Source organism: Microbacterium tumbae, from assembly GCF_054780175.1.
On the sequence record NZ_BAAGWV010000003.1, the window covers coordinates 548337 to 568525 of the forward strand.

At 69.0% G+C, this 20189-nt stretch carries 20 protein-coding genes; 10 read left to right on the forward strand and 10 right to left on the reverse strand.

The annotated features are described in order from the left end of the window. Positions 1–4 precede the first annotated feature (4 nt). Both gndA and ACYVGQ_RS14350 read right to left on the reverse strand, forming a co-directional pair. Positions 5–1456 (reverse strand): NADP-dependent phosphogluconate dehydrogenase, encoded by a 1452-nt coding sequence (gene gndA / locus ACYVGQ_RS14345; RefSeq protein ID WP_460785328.1) that lies wholly within the window; start codon positions 1454–1456, stop codon positions 5–7. 109 nt (positions 1457–1565) lie between these two features. Next, positions 1566–1691, reverse strand: coding sequence for a hypothetical protein (locus tag ACYVGQ_RS14350; RefSeq protein WP_460785329.1), 126 nt, complete (start codon positions 1689–1691; stop codon positions 1566–1568). 216 nt (positions 1692–1907) lie between these two features. Here ACYVGQ_RS14350 and ACYVGQ_RS14355 point away from each other — a divergent pair, with 216 nt between their 5' ends. After that, entirely contained in the window at positions 1908–2522 is a 615-nt protein-coding gene (locus tag ACYVGQ_RS14355) for a 50S ribosomal protein L25/general stress protein Ctc (RefSeq protein ID WP_460785330.1), read from the forward strand. An 83-nt stretch (positions 2523–2605) separates the two neighbouring features. After that, a complete protein-coding gene (gene pth, locus ACYVGQ_RS14360; RefSeq protein WP_460785331.1) occupies positions 2606–3187 on the forward strand; it encodes an aminoacyl-tRNA hydrolase in 582 nt (193 codons plus the stop codon). 27 nt (positions 3188–3214) lie between these two features. On the opposite strand, the gene ACYVGQ_RS14365 is transcribed toward pth, so the two are convergent. Next, entirely contained in the window at positions 3215–3958 is a 744-nt protein-coding gene (locus ACYVGQ_RS14365; protein WP_460785332.1) for a hypothetical protein, read from the reverse strand. A gap of 224 nt (positions 3959–4182) precedes the next feature. Between ACYVGQ_RS14365 and ACYVGQ_RS14370 the strand changes: the two genes are divergently transcribed. Further along, positions 4183–5013 (forward strand): endonuclease domain-containing protein, encoded by an 831-nt coding sequence (locus ACYVGQ_RS14370; RefSeq protein ID WP_460785333.1) that lies wholly within the window; start codon positions 4183–4185, stop codon positions 5011–5013. A gap of 106 nt (positions 5014–5119) precedes the next feature. On the opposite strand, the gene trpS is transcribed toward ACYVGQ_RS14370, so the two are convergent. From trpS to sdhC, 7 genes are all read right to left on the reverse strand, one after another. Further along, positions 5120–6124: a tryptophan--tRNA ligase gene (gene trpS / locus ACYVGQ_RS14375; RefSeq protein ID WP_460785334.1), complete on the reverse strand. Its 1005-nt coding sequence runs from the start codon at positions 6122–6124 to the stop codon at positions 5120–5122. Positions 6125–6197: 73 nt separating this feature from the next. Further along, positions 6198–7037, reverse strand: a complete 840-nt coding sequence (locus ACYVGQ_RS14380) for an exodeoxyribonuclease III (RefSeq protein ID WP_460785335.1) — start codon at positions 7035–7037, stop codon at positions 6198–6200. Between the two features lie 9 nt (positions 7038–7046). Continuing rightward, on the reverse strand, positions 7047–8276 hold the full coding sequence (locus ACYVGQ_RS14385) for a YihY/virulence factor BrkB family protein (protein WP_460785336.1): 1230 nt from the start codon (positions 8274–8276) through the stop codon (positions 7047–7049). A gap of 53 nt (positions 8277–8329) precedes the next feature. Then, positions 8330–9097 (reverse strand): succinate dehydrogenase iron-sulfur subunit, encoded by a 768-nt coding sequence (locus ACYVGQ_RS14390; RefSeq protein WP_460785337.1) that lies wholly within the window; start codon positions 9095–9097, stop codon positions 8330–8332. Position 9098: 1 nt separating this feature from the next. After that, entirely contained in the window at positions 9099–10925 is a 1827-nt protein-coding gene (gene sdhA, locus ACYVGQ_RS14395) for a succinate dehydrogenase flavoprotein subunit (RefSeq protein WP_460785338.1), read from the reverse strand. A 17-nt stretch (positions 10926–10942) separates the two neighbouring features. After that, positions 10943–11395 carry a succinate dehydrogenase hydrophobic membrane anchor subunit gene (locus tag ACYVGQ_RS14400; protein ID WP_460785339.1) on the reverse strand — a complete coding sequence of 151 codons (453 nt, stop codon included), beginning with the start codon at positions 11393–11395 and terminating at the stop codon, positions 10943–10945. Further along, positions 11395–11829, reverse strand: coding sequence for a succinate dehydrogenase, cytochrome b556 subunit (gene sdhC / locus ACYVGQ_RS14405; protein ID WP_460785340.1), 435 nt, complete (start codon positions 11827–11829; stop codon positions 11395–11397). The genes ACYVGQ_RS14400 and sdhC overlap by 1 nt, the downstream gene beginning before the upstream one ends. Before the next feature lie 149 nt (positions 11830–11978). On the opposite strand from sdhC, the gene ACYVGQ_RS14410 reads away from it, so the two are divergent. From ACYVGQ_RS14410 to ACYVGQ_RS14440, 7 genes are all read left to right on the forward strand, one after another. Further along, the gene (locus ACYVGQ_RS14410) at positions 11979–13094 is read left to right on the forward strand and encodes a mannose-1-phosphate guanylyltransferase (protein ID WP_460785341.1); all 1116 of its coding nucleotides are present in this window, start codon (positions 11979–11981) and stop codon (positions 13092–13094) included. Between the two features lie 131 nt (positions 13095–13225). After that, complete coding sequence (locus ACYVGQ_RS14415; RefSeq protein ID WP_460785342.1) at positions 13226–14320, forward strand: BMP family lipoprotein; 1095 nt, start codon at positions 13226–13228, stop codon at positions 14318–14320. A gap of 87 nt (positions 14321–14407) precedes the next feature. Further along, positions 14408–15943 (forward strand): ABC transporter ATP-binding protein, encoded by a 1536-nt coding sequence (locus ACYVGQ_RS14420; RefSeq protein WP_460785343.1) that lies wholly within the window; start codon positions 14408–14410, stop codon positions 15941–15943. Next, positions 15940–17208 carry an ABC transporter permease gene (locus tag ACYVGQ_RS14425; RefSeq protein ID WP_460785344.1) on the forward strand — a complete coding sequence of 423 codons (1269 nt, stop codon included), beginning with the start codon at positions 15940–15942 and terminating at the stop codon, positions 17206–17208. The genes ACYVGQ_RS14420 and ACYVGQ_RS14425 overlap by 4 nt, the downstream gene beginning before the upstream one ends. Next, positions 17205–18485: an ABC transporter permease gene (locus ACYVGQ_RS14430; RefSeq protein WP_460785345.1), complete on the forward strand. Its 1281-nt coding sequence runs from the start codon at positions 17205–17207 to the stop codon at positions 18483–18485. The genes ACYVGQ_RS14425 and ACYVGQ_RS14430 overlap by 4 nt, the downstream gene beginning before the upstream one ends. Positions 18486–18493: 8 nt before the next feature. After that, positions 18494–18892 carry a cytidine deaminase gene (locus ACYVGQ_RS14435; protein WP_460785346.1) on the forward strand — a complete coding sequence of 133 codons (399 nt, stop codon included), beginning with the start codon at positions 18494–18496 and terminating at the stop codon, positions 18890–18892. Next, the gene (locus tag ACYVGQ_RS14440; RefSeq protein WP_460785347.1) at positions 18889–20181 is read left to right on the forward strand and encodes a thymidine phosphorylase; all 1293 of its coding nucleotides are present in this window, start codon (positions 18889–18891) and stop codon (positions 20179–20181) included. Before ACYVGQ_RS14435 ends, ACYVGQ_RS14440 begins: the two co-directional genes overlap by 4 nt. Positions 20182–20189: the final 8 nt, after the last annotated feature.

Here is a 20189-nt window from a genome sequence, read left to right on the forward strand (position 1 = left end):
GTGGTCAGTGCGTGTCCTCGGCCTCGATCTCGGTGCGGTCACCCGACCACAGCGTGTGGAAGGTGCCCTCCTTGTCGATCCGCTTGTAGGTGTGGGCGCCGAAGAAGTCTCGCTGTCCCTGGACGAGGGCGGCGGGCAGGCGGTCGGCGCGGATGCCGTCGTAGTACGACAGCGAGGAGGAGAACGCGGGCGAGGGGATCCCCGCCTGGGCCGCCGTCACGACCACACGGCGCCAGGACGCCTGGCCGCGGGTGAGCGCCTCGGCGAAGTACGGCGCCGTCATCAGCACAGGCAGGTCGGGGGTCTCGGCGTAGGCATCGGCGATGCGGTTCAGGAACTGGGCGCGGATGATGCAGCCGCCGCGCCAGATCTTGCTGATCGCACCGAGGTCGATGTTCCAGCCGTACTCGGCGGCGCCGGCGCGGATCTCGTCGAAGCCCTGCGAATAGGCGACGATCTTCGACGCGTACAGCGCGAGGCGGACGTCCTCGATGAAGGCGGCCTCGTCGGAGACGGTGAACGCCTCGTCAGGGCCAGGCAGATTCGCGGCGACCGCGCGCTGCTCGGGGTGGCTGGAGAGCGAGCGGGCGAAGGTGGCCTCGGCGATGCCGGAGACCGGCACGCCCAGCGACAGCGCGGTCTGCACGGTCCAGGCGCCGGTGCCCTTGGCGCCGGCCTGGTCGAGGATGACATCCACGAGCGGCTTGCCGGTGGAGGCGTCGACCTGACGGAGCACCTCGGCGGTGATCTCGATGAGGTAGCTCTCCAGCTCGCCCTTGTTCCACTCGGCGAAGATGTCGGCGATCTCGGACGGGGACTTGCCCGTGCCGCGACGGATGAGGTCGTAGGCCTCGGCGATGAGCTGCATGTCGGCGTACTCGATGCCGTTGTGCACCATCTTCACGAAGTGGCCGGCTCCGTCGTGGCCGACGTGCGTCACGCACGGCTCGCCCTCGGCGATGGCCGCGATCGACTTCAGGATCGGCCCGAGCGTGATCCAGGACTCGTCCGAGCCGCCCGGCATGATCGACGGGCCGGTGAGCGCGCCCTCCTCGCCGCCGGAGATGCCGGCGCCGACGAAGTTCACGCCGGTCTCGCGGACGGCCTTCTCGCGGCGGATGGTGTCGGGGAAGTACGCGTTGCCGCCGTCGACGATGATGTCGCCGGGCTCGAAGACCTCGAGGAGCGCGTCGATCACGGCATCCGTGGGGCCGCCCGCCTTGACCATGATGATCGCGGTGCGCGGCTTCTGCAGCGAGTCGGCGAACTCCTGGTAGGTGTGCGCCGGGATGAAGCCGGCCTCGGGGTGCTCGTCGAGAAGCGTCTGGGTCTTCTCGTAGCTGCGGTTGAAGATCGCGACCGTGTTGCCCTCGCGGCTGGCGAGGTTGCGGGCGAGATTCGAACCCATGACGGCGAGTCCGACGACTCCGATGTTTGCCGTGCCGGCAGAGGACATTGATGCACCTTCCGTGAGCGGATGCCCGCGGCGCTCAGAGGATCGGCGGCGGACACTCCCAGATTACTCGGATGCCGGGGCTCGGGATGCCCGCGTCGCTGCCTGGCGATCAGTCCTTGCGGTAGCCGGAGCGCCCGAGCGAGAACAGGGCGCCGAACACGGCGACGGCGGCGCCGAGGGACATCAGGCCGATGAGCCAGGCGATCGCGTGGGAGAAGAAGGCGCCGTCGAACATTGCGATACTCCTGGGTCGTGGGGGATGTGTGTCCTCATCCTATCCGGGCATCCGGTACGATGGAGGAGTTCCTCGGCGAGGGATGCTTCGTGTGCGCGGCATCCGTGATCGACGCGGCGAAGCAGTCCACGTGGGCTTTTTCTTCGCGTCTGCGTTCGAGAAGCCGAACTCAAGACCATCCACGCGGCGGCTCGCCGCGTGCCCCGAAGGAGAACCATGTCTGACGACACCAAGGTCCTCGCCGAACTCCGCGAGAGCTTCGGCAAGGGCTTCGCCCGTCGCCTGCGCGCCGCAGGCAAGATCCCCGCAGTCCTGTACGGCCACGGCACCGAGCCCGTGCACGTCGCGCTGCCGGGCCACCAGGTCGGCCTCATCATCCGCCGCGCCAACGCGCTGCTGGAGCTCGACATCGAGGGCAAGAGCCACCTCGCCCTGGTCAAGGACGTCCAGAAGGACCCGGTGCACCAGATCATCGAGCACATCGACCTCCTCGTCGTCCGCAAGGGCGAGAAGATCCAGGTCGACGTGCCGCTGACCGTCACGGGCGAGTCCGCACCCGGCACCGTCGCGAACCTCGAGAACACGACGCTGGCCGTCGAGGTCGAGGCGACCCACATCCCGGAGCACATCGAGCTCTCCATCGAAGGACTCGAGGACGGCGCGCACATCACTGCCGCCGACGTCGCACTGCCCCAGGGAGCGACGCTGCTCGCCGACCCCGAGCTGCTCATCGTCGCGGTCTACATCCCGTCGGCGGCTTCGGCCGATGGCGAGGCAGAGGCTGCCGAGGGCGAGACCGCCGGGGCTGCGGAAGAGGCAGCCGCGGAGTAGGCTCCGAGCTCTTTACGGCAGAGGGGACGCGAGGGATCGTGTCCCCTCTGCCGTATCCTGACGACGTTCGAGAGGAGATCGGCGTGGCGCAGACGTGGCTGGTGGTGGGCCTCGGGAATCCGGGTCCCCGCTACGAGGCGACCCGGCACAACATCGGCCAGATGGTCGTCGACGAGCTGGCCGGGCGGCGCGGCGAGAGCTTCCGCCTGCACAAGGCGGGGGCGCACGTCGCCGAGACCTGGCTGCGCCCCGGTGCCGACAAGCTCGTCCTCGCGAAGCCGAACACGTTCATGAACGTCTCCGGAACTCCGGTGGCCGCGCTCGCGCGCTTCTACTCGACGGATCCCGAGCGCGTGATCGTCGTGCACGACGAGCTGGACATCCCCTTCGACACGATCAAGCTCAAGGTCGGGGGAGGGCACGGCGGGCACAACGGCGTCCGCGACGTCGCGAGCGCCCTGACGACCCCCGACTTCCCGCGTGTGCGGGTCGGCATCGGCCGTCCTCCCGGGCGGCAGGACGCGGCGGACTGGGTGCTCGCGCCCTTCGGCGCCCAGGAGCGCGAGACGCTGCCGATCCTGATCTCGGATGCCGCGGACGCCGTGGAGACGCTGGTCGCGGACGGGCTGCTCGCCGCGCAGCAGAAGCACCACGCGCCGCGCTGAGCGCGGCCGGCGACCCGGTCCTTCTTCTCAGGCCCCCGAGACGCTCGTCGCGACGCCTTCGACGGCGCCGACGACGACGGCGAAGTAGACGACGACGAAGAAGACGATCGGTGCGAGGACCGCGATGATGGTCGCCGCGATCCCCTGGCCGCGCCCGCGCTTCTGGACGGTGGCGATGATGCCGATCACGATGGCGGCGATGCCGAGCAGCGTTCCTCCCCAGAAGGACAGCTCGCCCCAGAGGACCTGGTCGCGCACGGGGGAGAGGATCGAGAGGTCGGTGAGGCGCTCGAGATCGTCGATCTCATCGGCGAAGGAGGGGAGCCGGTAGCCGACGGCATAGGCGGAGATGCCACCGACGATCGGCATGACGACTGCAGCGACCACGGCGCAGATCAGCGCGAGGATGCCGAGGAACGACGACCGCTTCTCCGGCGCGGCCGGGACGGTGTAGTCGCCTATCGGCGTGGCATATCCGCCGGTCGGGACCAGGTAGGCGCCGCCGGGCGCCTGATAGGCGGGCGCGAGAGGCGCTGCGCCGGGCGCGGGGAACATCGGTGCCGGGGGAGCGGCCGGAGCGGCAGCCGGAGCCGTGAACGCCGGTGCCTGCGGGATGGCGGCTTCCGGCGGGGTGGGGAGCTGCGGCGCGGACGGTGCTGCCGCCTGCTGCCCCGGGGCTGCCGGATCCCCGGGATAGCCGCCCGTCTCGTGCAGGGCCGGCGCGGACGGTGGGGCGGGCGGGAAGCCGTACGGCTGCTGCGGATCGGTCACGCCCCCATCCTAGGACGTGACCGGCGGCGGCTCCGGCGCGGCGTCGTGTGTGCCGAACTCCTGCACAAGCCGGAGCTTTCTGCGTTGCGGCGCTCTGACGGGGCGATCCATACCGATTCTGCAGGAGCCCGGTACGTGATGACTGCTCCTGCACAGGCGGGAGAAAGCGAGGACGCCTGTGGAAAGGTCCGTCACAGGGGCGGCGATCCCGCATACTCGTGCGGATGAGCAGAGCGACGTGGATCCCCGGTCACCGCAGGATGCGGACGCGTGAGCTGCGCGCCCGAGGCTGGACCGTCAGACAGATCGCGGATGCGGTGCGCGATGGGCGTCTGCGAAGGGTTCGTCGCGGCGGGTACGCGACGTCCTCCACCCCCGATACGGTCCTGCGGGCGGCGGAGCACGGCGGCCGGCTGGACTGCATCTCCTGGCTCGCCGAGCTCGGCGTCTTCGTTCTCGAGCGTCCGGCGACGCACATTCAGATCGACAGGACGGCGAGCAGAGCGCCTCGGCCACCGAAGCAGATGGTCCGGCACTGGCGATCTTCGACCGCGGATCCGGATGCGCTCACAGCCCCGCTCGTCGAAGCCCTGGCGCAGTCGGTGCGATGCCAGGGAGCACGGAACGCCGTCACGACGCTCGACAGCGCATGTCACCTCGGACTGGTGGACGAGGAGGATCTGAACGCCGTGTTCGCGCTGCTCCCGCACCGGCTCCGCAGCATCCGGCGACTGATCGACGGCCGCAGCGAGTCGGGCCCGGAGAGTCTCGTCCGGTTGATGCTCCGCGCGCTCGGCCGGGACTTCGACGTACAGGTCGAGATCGACGGCGTGGGACGCGTCGACTTCGTGGTCGATGGATGGCTGGTGATCGAGTGCGACAGCCGGGAATTCCACTCCTCGCCGAAGGCGCAGTTGGCGGATCGAGAGCGGGATCTCGCACTGGCCTCACGGGGATACCTGGTGCTCCGACTGCTCGCCGAGGACATCATGTACCGCCGGGACCGTGTGCTCATCGCGATGTGCGGCGTTCTCGGGCGTCATCGGGGATTCTGATGGTCGTGCGCCGTGCGGAACTCCTGCAGATGCGGCTCTTCGGGACAACGGAGTCGGCGTCCAGCACGCGGATGATCGAAAGTGCAGGAGTTCCGCACGGGCAGGGTCAGACGCGGCGCAGGAGGCCGACCTTGTCGTACACGTCGGCGAGCGTGGCGTCCGCCACGGCGTCCGCCTTCGCGGCGTTCGAGGCCAGGATGCGGTCGAGCTCCGCCGGATCGTCGAGGAGCTCGAGGGCGCGAGCGCGCACCGGCTCGAACTCGTTCACCACGACCTCGGCCAGACCCTTCTTGAAGTCGCCGTAGCCGCGGCCGGCGTACTCGTCCTCGATCGCGGCGACCTGGCGTCCCGTGAGGGCCGCGTAGATCGTGAGCAGGTTCGAGACGCCCGGCTTGTTCTCGCGGTCGAAGCGGACGCTGCCCTCGTTGTCGGTGACGGCCCGCATGATCTTCTTCGCGGAGGCCGACGGCTCGTTCAGCATCCACAGCACGCCGGCGTCGCTCTCCGCGGACTTCGACATCTTCGACGTCGGGTTCTGCAGATCGTAGATGCGGGCGGTGTCCTTCTGGATCACCGGCATCGGCACGGTGAAGGTCTCGCCGAAGCGGGAGTTGAAGCGCTCAGCGAGGTCACGGGTGAGCTCGACATGCTGCTTCTGATCGTCGCCGACCGGCACGACATCGGACTGGTAGAGCAGGATGTCGGCGGCCATGAGCACCGGATAGGTGAACAGGCCGACGGAGGTGGCCTCCGCTCCGTAGCGGGCCGACTTGTCCTTGAACTGCGTCATGCGGCCGGCCTCGCCGAACCCGGTGATCGTGGAGAGGATCCAGGCAAGCTCCGCATGCGCCCGCACGTGCGACTGCACGTAGAGGGTCGACTTCGAGGGCTCGATGCCGGCGGCGATGTACTGCGCGGCCGTGCGCCGCGTCTTCTCGCGCAGCTCCGCCGGGTCGTTCGGCTGGGTGAGCGCGTGCAGATCGACGACGGAGAAGAACGCATCGTAGGAGGTCTGCAGATCCCGCCACTGCAGGAGCGCCCCGATGTAGTTGCCGATCTGGAGGGAGTCGGCGGAGGGCTGCATTCCGGAGTACAGGCGAGGTTTCGTCACGCTATCAATCCTAGGGCGCTGCGGGGGAGCGCCGGTTCCGTGACTGCTGCTCTTCGCCCGGTGAGCTGTCGTCTCAGTACGTGTAGTCGACGACCACCGGGGCGTGGTCGCTCCAGCGCTGGTCGTACGAGGCCGCGCGGGCGACGTGGTAGCTCTCCACCCTCTCCGCGAGCGCGGGAGTGGCCAGGTGGTAGTCGATCCGCCAGCCGGTGTCGTTGTCGAAGGCCTGCCCGCGGGCCGACCACCACGTGTACGGTCCCTCGATCTCGCCGTGGAAGCGTCGTCCGACGTCCACCCAGCCGAGGCCGGGGCCCACGGTCTCGTCGACCCCGACGATCTCGACGCCCGCCTCGCCGAGGAACCGGTCGAAGTAGGCGCGCTCACGGGGGAGGAAGCCGGCCTTCTTGCGGTTGCCGCGCCAGTTCTTGATGTCGAGCTCCCGGTGTCCGACGTTCAGGTCTCCCGTGACGACGGCGAGCGCATCGTCGGCGCTGAGCTCGGCCAGACGGATGCCGAACGCGTCGAGGAACTTCCACTTCTCGACCTGCTTCGGGGTGTCGGCCTCCCCGGAGTGCACATAGGCGCTCACGACCGTGAGCGGTCGGTCGCCGAGCAGGAAGTCGCCCTCGAGCCAGCGGCCCTTCGAGTCGAAGTCCTCAGGGCCGAACGCCGTGCGGCTGGCCAGTGCGGGTGTGCGGCTGGCGATCGCGACGCCCGCGCGGCCCTTGGCCGTGGCCTCGTCGTGCAGGATCGACCAGCCGGGCAGCGCCGCCTCCAGGTGCTCGTCCTGACCACGGACCTCCTGAAGGGTGAGGATGTCCACGTCGGCGGCGTCGAGCCAGCCGCTCATGCCGTTGCGGGCTGCCGCCCTGATGCCGTTGACGTTGACTGTGGCGATACGCAGATGGGGCATGGATCGAGCCTAACGGGGACCTCGGACATCCTCGAGCAGAGCGGTCAGGTTCGCGCGGGGCTGACCGGGAACGCGCTTCGGCGTCCTCTCGGCGAGGATCTTCAGCCCCTCGGTCATCTCCTCGAGGTCGGCGAGATCGCTCGCCGCAGCGCGCATCGCGCGGCCGGTGCTCCACTGCCGGATCCAGGGTGCGCCGCCGTGCGCGATCGCGGCGTCGCGCAGCCGGATGCGCGCGGCGTCCAGCAGCGTCTCGTGCTCGGCGAGCCGGCGCTCCGCCTCGGTCTGCGCGAGCAGCGGGAGGTCCCGATCCTCCGCGGCGACCGCGATCCACGCCGCGGCCACGAGCATCACGACGCCGTTGATCCGGAACCAGAGCAGCAGGCCGATGAAGATCGCGAACGTCGCCAGCAGCGGATTGGTGGGGGTGTAGCTCAGGAGGAAGCCGACACCGTACTGGAGCACGGTCATGGCTCCGCCGCCGAGCAGCGCTCCCGGCCAGATCGTCGCCCACCGCAGCGATGTGCCGGTGAGGAAGCGCACCATCGCCGCCAGCGCGCCGGAGAGCAGTGCGAAGGAGACCAGGACGGTGCCGAGCCGGATGAAGAGGTTCACGGCGACGGAGCCGACGCCCCATCCGAGCTGATCGAGCAGCCAGCTCAGCACGGCGGCGCTCACGGAGCTGAGCAGCGAGCCGAGGATCAGGGCGACGCCGAAGATGAGCGCGGCCAGCAGATCGCGGGCCTTGAGCAGGAGGTAGCTGCGCAGGTCGGGCGGCAGCCCGAAGATGTCGCGCACCGCGCGCCGGGAGAAGGTCACCCATCCGATCGCCGTCCAGATCACGGCGCCGAGGGCGATGGCGCCGGTCACGCTCAGCACGCCCGTCGTCCTCGTGACGATGTCCTTGACCTGCTCGGGCGTGATGACGTCGCTGTCGGGGCCGATCAGATTCGGGATGTAGCCGTTGATCACGCCGATCAGCGCGTCGACGGCGAGCTCGTTGCCGCCCAGCCAGAGCCCGGTGATCGCGAAGGCGAGGTAGATGGCGGCGAAGATCGCGAAGAGCGCCTGATAGCTGACCCCCGCGGCGAGCAGGAACCCGTTGTGCTGCAGGAAGTGGCGCCACACCCGCACCGGGAAGAGGCCGAGCGTGCGCCGGGTCAGGACGGTGACGCGTTCGACGGCGGCATCGAGGCGGCGGACGTCGGATGCTCTGGGCGAATCGGCACCGGAACGGGACACGCCCCCACCCTATCCAGGGCGGGGGCGCGACCGCGTCGTGGCGGACGCGCGTGTCAGGGGCGCCCGCGCAGGATCGCCTGCTTGACCTCGGCGATCGCCTTGGTGACCTCGATGCCGCGGGGGCAGGCCTCGGAGCAGTTGAAGGTCGTGCGGCAGCGCCACACGCCCTCCTTGTCGTTGAGGATGTCCAGGCGCACGCCGGCGTTGTCGTCGCGGGAGTCGAAGATGAAGCGGTGCGCGTTCACGATCGCCGCGGGGCCGAAGTACTGCCCGTCGGTCCAGAACACCGGGCAGGAGGAGGTGCATGCGGCGCACAGGATGCACTTGGTGGTGTCGTCGAAGACGGCGCGGTCGGCGATCGTCTGCACGCGCTCCTTGCCCTTCTCGGGCGTGGAGCTGGCGACGAGGAAGGGCTGCACCTCGCGGTAGGAGGCGAAGAACGGCTCCATGTCGACGATGAGGTCCTTCTCGAGGGGGAGCCCCTTGATCGCCTCGACGTAGATCGGCTTGGAGATGTCCAGGTCCTTGATCAGCGTCTTGCACGCCAGGCGGTTGCGGCCGTTGATGCGCATCGCATCCGAGCCGCAGATGCCGTGCGCGCAGGAGCGGCGGAACGACAGCGAGCCGTCGACCTCCCACTTGATCTTGTGCAGTGCATCGAGCACGCGGTCGGTGGAGTACAGCTCGACGTCGTAGTCGACCCAGTGCGGCTCCGCATCGACCTCGGGGTCGAAACGGCGGATGATGAACGTGACCAGGAAGGACTGGACGGGAGCCTCCGCGGCGGTCTCGGCGGGTGCCTCTGCGACGGCGGTGGACATGTCAGTACTTCCTCTCCATCGGCGGGTAGTTCAACTCGCCCTGATCGTTCTTGGTGAAGACGACCGGCTTCCACGCCAGCTTGATGTGGTCCTCCGGGGTCGCGGAGTGCGGGTCGCCGGTGAGATAGGCCATCGTGTGCTGCATGTAGGTCGAGTCGTCCCGCTTCTGGAAGTCCTCGCGCATATGGCCGCCGCGGCTCTCCTGGCGGTTGCGCGCGGCGTAGGCGACGATCTCGGCGATGTCGAGGAGGAAGCCGAGCTCGACGGCTTCCAGCAGATCGGTGTTGTAGCGCTTGCCCTTGTCGTCGACGTAGATGTTCTTGAACCGCTCGCGCAGCTCCTTGATCGTCCCGAGGACGGCCGTGAGCGACTCCTCGGTGCGGAAGACCTGGGCCTTGTCGTCCATCTCCTCCTGGAGCTTCTTGCGGATGTTCGCGATCCGTTCAGTGCCCTGGGAGTTGCGGACGCCCTCGATCAGCTCGCGGACGGCGGACGCCGGATCTTCGGGGAGCGGGACGAACTCGGCGGTCTTGACGTACTCGACCGCGTTGCGGCCGGCGCGCTTGCCGAAGACGTTGATGTCGAGCAGCGAGTTCGTGCCGAGGCGGTTCGCCCCGTGCACGGACACGCAGGCGCACTCGCCGGCCGCGTAGAGGCCGGGGACGACGGTGTCGTTGTCGGCGAGGACCTCGCCGGCGTTGTTCGTGGGGATGCCGCCCATCGCGTAGTGCGCCGTCGGCATGACGGGCACAGGCTCCACGACGGGGTCGATGCCGAGGTAGGTGCGCGCGAACTCGGTGATGTCGGGGAGCTTCGTCTCCAGGACCTCGGCGCCGAGGTGCGTGCAGTCCAGCAGCACGTAGTCCTTGTGCGGCCCTGCTCCACGGCCCTCCCGCACCTCCTGGACCATGCACCGGGCGACGATGTCACGCGGCGCCAGGTCCTTGATGGTGGGGGCGTAGCGCTCCATGAAGCGCTCCCCGGATGCGTTCCGGAGGATCGCGCCCTCACCGCGGGCGCCCTCGGTGAGGAGGATGCCGAGGCCGGCGAGCCCGGTCGGGTGGAACTGGAAGAACTCGACGTCCTCGAGGGGGAGTCCCTTGCGCCAGACGATGCCGACGCCGTCGCCGGTCAGCGTGTGCGCGTTCGAGGTCGTCTTGAAGATCTTGCCGAAGCCGCCGGTGGCGAAGATGACCGACTTCGAGTGGAAGACGTGCAGGTCGCCGGTCGCGAGCTCGTACGCGACGACGCCGGCGACCTGGGTCTTGCCCTCGGCGTCCTTCACCGTGATGAGATCGAGCGCGTAGAACTCGTTGAAGAAGTTGATGCCGAGCTTGACGCAGTTCTGGAACAGCGTCTGCAGGATCATGTGGCCGGTGCGGTCCGCCGCGTAGCAGGCGCGGCGCACCGGAGCCTTGCCGTGCTCGGCGGTGTGCCCGCCGAACCGACGCTGGTCGATCTTTCCGTCGGGCGTGCGGTTGAACGGCAGGCCCATGTTCTCCAGGTCGATGACGGCGTCGATGGCCTCCTTGGCGAGGATCTCCGCGGCATCCTGGTCGACGAGGTAGTCGCCGCCCTTGATCGTGTCGAAGGTGTGCCACTCCCAGCTGTCCTCCTCGACGTTCGCGAGGGCGGCCGCCATGCCTCCCTGCGCGGCTCCGGTGTGGGAGCGGGTCGGATACAGCTTGGTGATGACGGCCGTCTTCGCGCCCGGTCCCGCCTCGATCGCCGCGCGCATGCCCGCGCCGCCGGCGCCGACGATGACGATGTCGAACTGGTGGTAATGCACGCCGTCGCGGACGACGGAATCCTGGGTGGCGGTAGTCACTTCTGGTTGCTCTCTTCTCAGTTCCCGACGCTGCCGTTGGCGACGCACATGTCCCACAGGCTGCTGCTCTCCGTGACGCCCAGGCACGGGTCGAAGGTGAAGACGACCAGCGTGCCGAGGACGATGAGCAGTCCCGCGGCCAGGCCCAGCGCCCAGACGAGCGCCTTGCGCGCCGTGCCGTTGGTGACGTAGTCGTTCACGATGGTGCGCATGCCGTTGGCGCCGTGGATGAGCGCCAGCCACAGCATCAGCACGTCCCACCACTGCCACCACGGGTCGGCGAACTTGCCGGCGATGAAGGCGAAGTCCAGGGCGTGGATGCCGTCGCCGAGCATCAGGTTCACGAACAGGTGCCCGAAGATGAGGATGACCAGGAGCACGCCCGAGGCCCTCATGAAGATCCAGCCCCACTTCTCGATGTTGAAGCGGCGGGCGCGGCGCGACGGCGCGACGGCGGTCTGCGTGCTCATCAGTGCCCTCCTCCGAAGCCGGCGAACGCGAGTGCGAGATGACGCGGGACGAATCCGGCCATGAGCACGGCCCACAGCCCGAGGACGATCCAGAACATCTGGCGCTGGTAGCGGGCGCCCTTCGACCACAGGTCGACGAGGATGATGCGCAGGCCGTTGAAGGCATGGAAGGCGATGCCGGCCACCAGGACGACCTCGCCGAGCGCCATGACCGGATTCTTGTACGTGCCGATCACGGCGTTGTACGCCTCGGGAGAGACCCTGATGAGCGCCGTGTCGAGCACATGGACGAGGAGGAAGAAGAAGATGGCGACTCCGGTGATCCGGTGCAGCACCCAGGACCACATTCCCTCGCGTCCCCGATAGAGGGTTCCGCGCGGGGTCTTGGATGTCGTCTCCGAAATCGACGGTGTCAAGCGAGTGCTTGCGGACACGGTCGTCCTCCCTGATCGATTCGCCTCGGCAGTGCGCGCCAGGCACGCCCGAACGTGCTCCATCCTATTCCTGTCCGTCTGCTGAGAGCCATGAAGGCAGACCTAAGCGTCTCGATGTCGAGATATCTCCGTGCCGATAGTCTGAAGGCATGACCGAGCCGATCGACGACTTCTACGCCGTGATCCCCGCCGGCGGGATCGGCAGCCGCCTGTGGCCGCTCTCCCGGGCGGATGCGCCGAAGTTCCTGCATGATCTCACCGGCTCCGGCAACTCCCTGCTGCGCGACACCTGGGATCGGCTGGAGCCGCTCGCGGGGGCCGACCGCATCGCGGTCGTCACGGGCCGCGCGCATCGCGCGGCGGTCGAGGGGGAGCTGCCGGGCATCCCGGACCTGAACGTCTTCCTCGAGTCGGAGCCGCGGGAGTCCGCCGCGGCGATCGGCCTCGCCGCGGCGATCCTGCACCGTCGCGACCCCGAGGTGATCATCGGCTCCTTCGCCGCCGACCATGTGATCCGCGGCACCCGCCTGTTCGAGTTCGCCGTCCAGCAGGCCGTCGCGGTCGCGCGCGCCGGCTACATCTGCACGATCGGCATCGAGCCGTCCGAGCCCTCGGTCGGCTTCGGGTACATCCGCAAGGGCGGCGAGCTCATCGTGGACGGGGCGCCGGAGGCGGCCACCGTGGAGCGCTTCGTGGAGAAGCCGGACCTCGACACCGCGAAGCAGTACTACGCCGACCGCTCGTACCTGTGGAACGCCGGCATGTTCATCGCCAGGGCGTCCGTGCTGCTCGACGAGCTGGCCGCGAACGAGCCGGAGCTGCACGCCGGGCTCCTCGAGCTCGCCGAGGCCTGGGACGACCGGGAGCGCCGAGGGCCGGCGGTGGATCGGATCTGGCCGCGGCTGAAGAAGATCGCCATCGACTACGCCGTCGCGGAGCCTGCAGCCGAGAAGGGGAGGCTCGCGGTCATCCCCGGCCACTTCGACTGGGACGACGTCGGGGACTTCGCCTCGCTCACCAAGCTGATCTCCGGAGGGCGCAAGAACGACCTGGCCGTGCTCGGCCCCAGGGCGAGGGTTCTCTCGGATGCGGCCACCGGCATCCTCGTCAGCCAGACCTCGCGGGTGATCAGCCTCATCGGCGTGCAGGACATCGTCGTGGTCGACACCCCCGACGCTCTGCTGGTGACGACCACCGAGCACGCGCAGCGCGTGAAGGGCGTCGTCGAGTCGCTCAAGCTCACCGGCCGCGGGGACGTGCTCTGATCCGCCGGATGACGGATCTATTGCGGGTTTGTAACCATTAACCGCAACGCCCCTGTCGGGCGTCGTAACAGTGGGTAACTTGTCTTCGGGGACCTGCGATCGGCGCGGGCCAGAAGTCCGTGGAGGCTTACGTGACCATTTCCACCCGAAAGCGCGCACTCGCCGCGCTCGTGGCGACCGGCGTCGCCGTCGCTCTTGCCGGCTGCGGCGCCGCTCCCGAGGAGTCCGAGGGCCCGGGCGGCGAAGGCGAAGCGCTCGACTTCCTGCCCTGCATCGTCTCCGATCAGGGCGGCTTCGACGACAAGTCCTTCAACCAGCTCTCCTACGAGGGCCTCGTGCAGGCCGCGGACGAGCTCGGCGTCGAGTACAAGAACGTCGAGTCCAATGCCGAGACCGACTTCGCGCCGAACCTCGAGAGCCTGGTCTCCGAGGGCTGCGACGCCATCGTCTCCGTCGGCTTCGCGCTCTCGGCCGCCACGGTCGAGTCCGCGCTCGCGAACGAGGGCATCGACTACATCCTCGTCGACGACGCCGCCGATGCGGACTTCAACGGCGAGGCGGACGCGCCGAACGTCAAGCCGCTGCTCTACAACACGGCCGAGGCCGCGTTCCTGGCCGGCTATCTGTCCGCCGGCTACTCCGAGGCCGGCAAGGTCGGCACCTTCGGCGGCGCCGAGTACCCGACCGTGACGATCTTCATGGACGGCTTCTCCCAGGGCGTGAACTACTACAACGAGCAGAACGGCACCGATGTCGCCGTCGTCGGCTGGGACGGCGAGACCGGCTCGTTCACGGGTGGCTTCGAGGCAGGCCCCGAGGCGAAGACCGTCGCGCAGAACATCATCGACCAGGGCGTGGACGTGCTCTTCCCCGTCGGCGGTCCGATCTACCAGTCCGGCCTGCAGGCGATCAAGGAGTCCGGCCGTGACATCGCCCTGATCGGCGCGGACGCCGACCTGTTCGTCACCGACCCGACCACCGAGGACTTCGTGCTGACCTCGGTCCTCAAGGACATGAAGCTCTCGACCTATGAGGCCGTGACGTCCAGCGCCGACGACGAGTTCGACGCCACGCCGTACATCGGAACGCTGGAGAACGAGGGCGTCGGCATCGCCGATCTGCACAACTTCGCCGACAAGGTCGACCCCGAGCTGGTGTCCGCGGTCGAGGCGCTGCAGCAGCAGATCATCGACGGCGAGGTCACGGTCACCTCGTACCTCGACTGATCGAGAACGGTGCGAAGGGGAGGTCGGCATCCCGCCGGCCTCCTCTTCTCTTTCTGCCACACGCCCTGTCTGAATAGGATCTGACACATGAAGCTCGAACTGCGCGGCATAACGAAGAGGTTCGGCGCACTGACGGCCAACGACCACATCGATCTGACGATCGAGCCGGGGGAGATCCACTGCCTCCTCGGCGAGAACGGCGCCGGCAAGTCCACGCTGATGAACGTGCTCTACGGGCTGTACCAGGCCGACGAGGGCGAGATCCTCCTCGACGACGTCGAGCAGAGCTTCGCAGGCCCAGGCGATGCGATGGCGGCGGGCATCGGAATGGTGCACCAGCACTTCATGCTCATCCCGGTCTTCACCGTGGCGGAGAACGTCGTGCTCGGCCACGAGAAGACCACCTTCGGCGGCCGCCTCGATCTGTCGGCGGCGCGCCGGATGGTGCGCGAGATCTCCGATCGCTTCGGCTTCGACGTCGATCCGGACGCCGTCGTCGAGGACCTCCCCGTCGGGGTCCAGCAGCGGGTCGAGATCATCAAGGCGCTCTCCCGTGACGCCAAGGTCCTCGTCTTCGACGAGCCGACCGCGGTGCTCACCCCGCAGGAGACCGACGAGCTCATGTCGACGATGCGCCAGCTCAAGGCCGCCGGCACGTCGATCGTGTTCATCACCCACAAGCTGCGCGAGGTGCGCGAGGTCGCGGACCGCATCACCGTGATCCGGCTCGGCAAAGTCGTCGGCGAGGCGTCGCCCACCGCATCCAACGAGGAGCTCGCCTCCCTCATGGTCGGTCGCGCCGTCGAGCTCACCGTGCACAAGGACGCGCCGAAGCTCGGCGCCGAGTCGCTCGTCGTCTCGGATCTCACCGTGACCGACCATCTCGGGACCGTCCTCGTCGACGACGTCTCCTTCTCGGTGCGAGGAGGAGAGATCCTGGCGATCGTCGGCGTCCAGGGCAACGGGCAGACCGAGCTGACCGAGGCGATCGTGGGACTGCAGCCGCGCACCAGCGGGAGCGTCCGGCTGAACGGCCGGGAGCTGGTCGGCCGGTCCGTGCGGGAGGTCCTCGACGACGGCGTCGGGTTCGTGCCCGAGGACCGGAGCGTCGACGGGCTCATCAAGGAGTTCTCCATCGCGGAGAACCTCATCCTCGACCGCTCGGCGGGTGCGCCGTTCGTCAAGGCGGGGACCCTGCAGCTGCAGGCGCTGGACGCCTTCGCGCGCGAGAAGATCGCCGAGTTCGACATCAGGACCCAGGGGCCCGCTCAGCCGGCGGGCCGTCTCTCCGGCGGAAACCAGCAGAAGATCGTGCTCGCCAGGGAGCTGAGCCGGGACCTCACGCTCTTCGTGGCGGCGCAGCCGACCCGCGGCGTGGACGTCGGCTCCATCGAGTTCATCCACACCCGCATCGTCGCGACGCGCGACTCCGGCATCCCGGTCATCGTCATCTCCACGGAGCTCGACGAGGCCGCGGCCCTCGCCGACCGCATCATGGTCATGTACCGGGGGAAGGTCGTCGGCATCGTCCCCGGCGATACGCCGAGAGAGCGCCTCGGCCTGATGATGGCCGGCATGGCCGAGACGGATCCGAGCATCACGGCTGAGGAGGCCACCGCATGAGCGCGCCGGTGATCGCACCCACGGCGGATGCCGCGCCTCCGCAGGAATCGCGCTGGCACGAGGCCTGGCGGCGGGTGACGACCGGCAGCGGGCTCATCTCCGTGCTCTCGGTCGTGCTCGCCCTGGTCGCCGGCTCCATCATGATCGCCTTCACCGACGCGGACGTGCAGCGGACGGCCGGCTACTTCTTCGCCCGCCCCGGCGACATGCTCGCCGCGGTCTGGGACTCCATCGCCGGAGCCTATGTCGCCCTGTTCCAGGGGGCGATCTACAACTTCCGGGTCGACGGGTTCGCCGCGGGCATCAGGCCGCTCACCGAGACGCTGAAGTTCGCCACCCCGCTCATCGCCGCGGGCCTCGGCGTCGGTCTCGCCTTCCGCGCCGGCCTGTTCAACATCGGCGGTCAGGGGCAGATGCTCATGGCGGCCGCCGCCGCGGGCGCCGTGGCGACCAAGCTGAGCCTGCCGTGGCCGCTGCACATGCTCGCCGCCATCGTCGCGGGCATGGCCGCCGCCGCCGTCTGGGCGGGCATCGCCGGCCTCCTGAAGGCGCGGACGGGCGCGCACGAGGTGATCGTCACGATCATGCTCAACCACATCGCCTTCTACCTGCTGGCGTGGATGCTGGCGACGCCGGGCATCCTGCAGGCGCCGGGATCCAGCAACCCGAAGACGGCCGCGATGCCGGACTCGGCGATCCTGCCGGGCATCCTCGGGCCGCAGTACAACCTGCATGCCGGGTTCATCCTCGCGCTCGTCGGCGTCGCCTTCACCTGGTGGCTGCTCGAGCGCTCCAGCCTCGGATTCCGCTTCCGCGCCGTCGGGGAGAACCCTGCGGCCGCGAAGGTCGCCGGCATCGGGGTCGGGAAGATGTACTTCCTCGTCATGCTCATCGCCGGAGCGCTCGTCGGCATCGCCGGCGTCAGTCAGATGCTCGGCACCGTGACCAGCGGCTTCGGCGACAACATCGACGCGGGGATCGGGTTCGACGCGATCACGGTCGCGCTCCTCGGGCGGTCGACGCCGCTGGGGATCCTCGCCGCGGGCATCCTGTTCGGCGCCTTCAAGGCGGGCGGCTTCGCCATGCAGGCCTCGGAGAACGTGCCGATCGAGATCGTGCTCGTCGTCCAGTCGCTCATCGTGCTCTTCATCGCGGCCCCGCCGCTGATCCGCGCGATCTTCGGCCTGCCGCAGCCGGGGGCGCGCAGGAAGCCGAGGAAGAAGCGGAAGAACGCCGCGCAGATCGCCGAGGAGGTGTCCGCATGACCGTCACGGCAGAAGCGGTCGTCAGTGACGAGCAGCGTCACGTCACCGTCACGTCCTGGAAGGCGCCGGTCATCTTCGGCGTCGTCACGGTGCTCTTCGCGCTGCTGCCGCTGCTGGCGCCGCGCGAAGGCGCGAGCACCTTCCGCCTGGTCCGATCCGCGGACGCGGCGATCCCCCTGCCGGAGCTCGTGCTCCCGGCGAACCCGACCGCGTGGGTCGCCGTCGTCCTCATGGCCGTGATCACGGGTCTCGCGATCTTCTGGACCAGGGCGGGGCGCCGGCTGCCGCTGTGGCTGACGGTCCTCTACGTCGTCATCCTGATGGTGGGCTTCCTCGCGTGGGCGTCGGCGGGCGGGACGCTGCCCATGATCGGCCTGCTCGGCGGCGCGCTCGCGCTGGCGACCCCGCTGATCTTCGGAGCGCTCGGAGGCGTGATCGGCGAGCGGGTCGGCGTCGTGAACATCGCCATCGAGGCCCAGCTGCTGGCGGGGGCCTTCCTCGCGGCGCTGGTGAGCTCGGCGACGGGCAGCCCGTGGGCCGGTCTCGTCGCGGCCATGGTCGCCGGGGTGCTCGTCTCGCTGGTGCTCGCGGTCTTCGCGATCACCTACTACGTCAACCAGGTCATCGTCGGCGTCGTGCTCAACGTCCTCGTGGCGGGGCTGACGACCTTCCTCTACCGGCAGGTGCTCAACCCGAACGCGGCGGAGCTGAACTCGCCCGCGCTCTTCCCCGTGCTTCCGATCCCCGTGCTCAGCGAGATCCCGGTCATCGGTCCCGTGCTGTTCCGGCAGACGATCATCGTCTATCTCATGTACGTGACCGTGTTCCTCGTCTGGTTCGGCTTGTATCGCACCCGGTGGGGACTGCGTCTGCGCGCTGTCGGCGAGCACCCGCAGGCGGCGGACACGGTGGGGATCAAGGTGGCGGCGACCCGCTACGCGAACGTGATGCTCGCCGGCGCGATCGCCGGCATGGGCGGCGCGTTCTACACACTCGTCACGAACCCGCAGTTCGGTCGCGAGATGACGGCGGGAGCCGGCTTCATCGCTCTCGCCGCCGTCATCTTCGGCAAGTGGGATCCGATCAAGGCGACGCTCGCCGCCCTGCTCTTCGGGTTCGCGTCGAACCTGCAGGGCGTGCTCAGCGTCATCGGATCGCCGGTGCCGAGCCAGTTCATGCTGATGCTGCCGTACGTCGTCACCATCTTCGCCGTGGCCGGCCTCGTCGGGCGCTCGCGCCCGCCGGCAGCGTCCGGCGAGCCCTACATCAAGAGTTGAGAGCAGCGATGACAGACATCGACTGGGACGAGCTGCGCTCCGTCGCGGCCGAGGCCATGACCAAGGCCTATGCACCGTACTCCCGCTACCGGGTGGGGGCCGCCGCCCTCGTCGGGGACGGGCGCATCGTCGCGGGATGCAACGTCGAGAACGCCTCCTACGGCGTGACGCTGTGCGCCGAGTGCGCGCTCGTCGGCGACCTGCACATGTCCGGCGGGGGCAAGCTCGTCGCCTTCGTGTGCGTGAACAACGACGGAGACACGATCATGCCGTGCGGACGCTGCCGGCAGCTGCTCTTCGAGCACGCGATGCCGGGGATGCTGCTGGAGACCGTCTCCGGCATCCGGACGATCGACGAGGTGCTGCCGGACGCCTTCGGCCCGAGGGACCTGGAGGATGCCCGATGAGCGTCGAGCCGTTCGATGCCGTGGACGTCATTCGCGCCAAGCGCGATGGCGGTGCCGTGCCCGAGCCCGCGCTGCGCTGGATGGTCGACGCCTACACCCGCGGCTACGTCTCGGACGCGCAGATGGCGTCCTTCGCGATGGCCGTCTTCCAGCGCGGGATGGAGCGCGACGAGATCCGCGTCCTCACCGACGCCATGATCGCCTCCGGCGAGCGGATGAGCTTCGCCTCGCTGGGCAAGAGCACCGTGGACAAGCACTCCACCGGCGGCGTGGGGGACAAGATCACGCTGCCGCTGGCGCCGCTGGTCGCCGTCTTCGGCGTCGCGGTGCCGCAGCTGAGCGGCCGAGGGCTCGGGCACACCGGCGGCACGCTCGACAAGCTCGAGTCGATCCCCGGCTGGCGCGCCGCGCTGAGCAACGAGGAGATGTTCGCGCAGATGCAGTCGGACGTCGGCGCGGTGATCTGCGCCGCGGGGTCGGGCCTCGCGCCCGCAGACAAGAAGCTCTACGCGCTGCGCGATGTGACGGGCACGGTGGAGGCGATCCCGCTCATCGCATCCAGCATCATGTCCAAGAAGATCGCCGAGGGCACCGACGCCCTGGTGCTGGATGTGAAGTTCGGCTCCGGCGCCTTCATGCAGGACATCGATCATGCCCGTGAGCTCGCCCGCACGATGGTCGCCCTCGGCACGGACTCCGGGGTGGCCACGACGGCTCTGCTCACCGACATGAACGTGCCGCTCGGCTTCGCGATCGGCAACGCCAACGAGGTGCGCGAGTCGGTAGAGGTGCTCGCCGGCGGCGGTCCCGCCGATGTGCGGGAGCTCACGATCGCGCTCGCGCGGGAGATGCTCGCCCTGGCCGGCCGCCCCGATGCCGATGTGGAGCGGGCGCTCGACGACGGCCGCGCCATGGACGGCTGGAAGGCGATGATCCGCGCCCAGGACGGCGATCCGGACGCGCCGCTTCCGGAGCCTCGCGAGACGCACGCCGTCACCGCGGAGACGGACGGCGTCGTGACGCGCATGGAGGCGCTGCCCTTCGGCATCGCGGCCTGGCGCCTCGGCGCAGGGCGGGCGCGCGCCGAGGACCCGGTGATCCACGCGGCGGGCATCGATCTGCACGTCAAGCCCGGCGATCGCGTGCGGGCCGGTCAGCCGCTGTTCACGCTCTCCGCCGACGACGCCGCGCGGTTCCCGAGGGCCCTGGAGGCGCTGGAGGACTCGTGGGCGATCGGCGACACGGCACCGGAACGCGGGTCCCTCGTCCGGGAGCGCATCACCGCGTAGGCTGTGAC

Excerpts from the sequence above, each read along its gene's own strand:
- gndA (WP_460785328.1), bottom strand. The coding sequence starts at position 1,456 with ATGTCCTCTGCCGGCACGGCAAACATCGGAGTCGTCGGACTCGCCGTC.
- ACYVGQ_RS14350 (WP_460785329.1), bottom strand. The coding sequence starts at position 1,691 with ATGTTCGACGGCGCCTTCTTCTCCCACGCGATCGCCTGGCTCATCGGC.
- ACYVGQ_RS14355 (WP_460785330.1), top strand. The coding sequence starts at position 1,908 with ATGTCTGACGACACCAAGGTCCTCGCCGAACTCCGCGAGAGCTTCGGC.
- ACYVGQ_RS14370 (WP_460785333.1), top strand. The coding sequence starts at position 4,183 with ATGAGCAGAGCGACGTGGATCCCCGGTCACCGCAGGATGCGGACGCGT.
- ACYVGQ_RS14380 (WP_460785335.1), bottom strand. The coding sequence starts at position 7,037 with ATGCCCCATCTGCGTATCGCCACAGTCAACGTCAACGGCATCAGGGCG.
- ACYVGQ_RS14390 (WP_460785337.1), bottom strand. The coding sequence starts at position 9,097 with ATGTCCACCGCCGTCGCAGAGGCACCCGCCGAGACCGCCGCGGAGGCT.
- ACYVGQ_RS14400 (WP_460785339.1), bottom strand. The coding sequence starts at position 11,395 with ATGAGCACGCAGACCGCCGTCGCGCCGTCGCGCCGCGCCCGCCGCTTC.
- ACYVGQ_RS14410 (WP_460785341.1), top strand. The coding sequence starts at position 11,979 with ATGACCGAGCCGATCGACGACTTCTACGCCGTGATCCCCGCCGGCGGG.
- ACYVGQ_RS14420 (WP_460785343.1), top strand. The coding sequence starts at position 14,408 with ATGAAGCTCGAACTGCGCGGCATAACGAAGAGGTTCGGCGCACTGACG.
- ACYVGQ_RS14425 (WP_460785344.1), top strand. The coding sequence starts at position 15,940 with ATGAGCGCGCCGGTGATCGCACCCACGGCGGATGCCGCGCCTCCGCAG.
- ACYVGQ_RS14430 (WP_460785345.1), top strand. The coding sequence starts at position 17,205 with ATGACCGTCACGGCAGAAGCGGTCGTCAGTGACGAGCAGCGTCACGTC.
- ACYVGQ_RS14435 (WP_460785346.1), top strand. The coding sequence starts at position 18,494 with ATGACAGACATCGACTGGGACGAGCTGCGCTCCGTCGCGGCCGAGGCC.
- ACYVGQ_RS14440 (WP_460785347.1), top strand. The coding sequence starts at position 18,889 with ATGAGCGTCGAGCCGTTCGATGCCGTGGACGTCATTCGCGCCAAGCGC.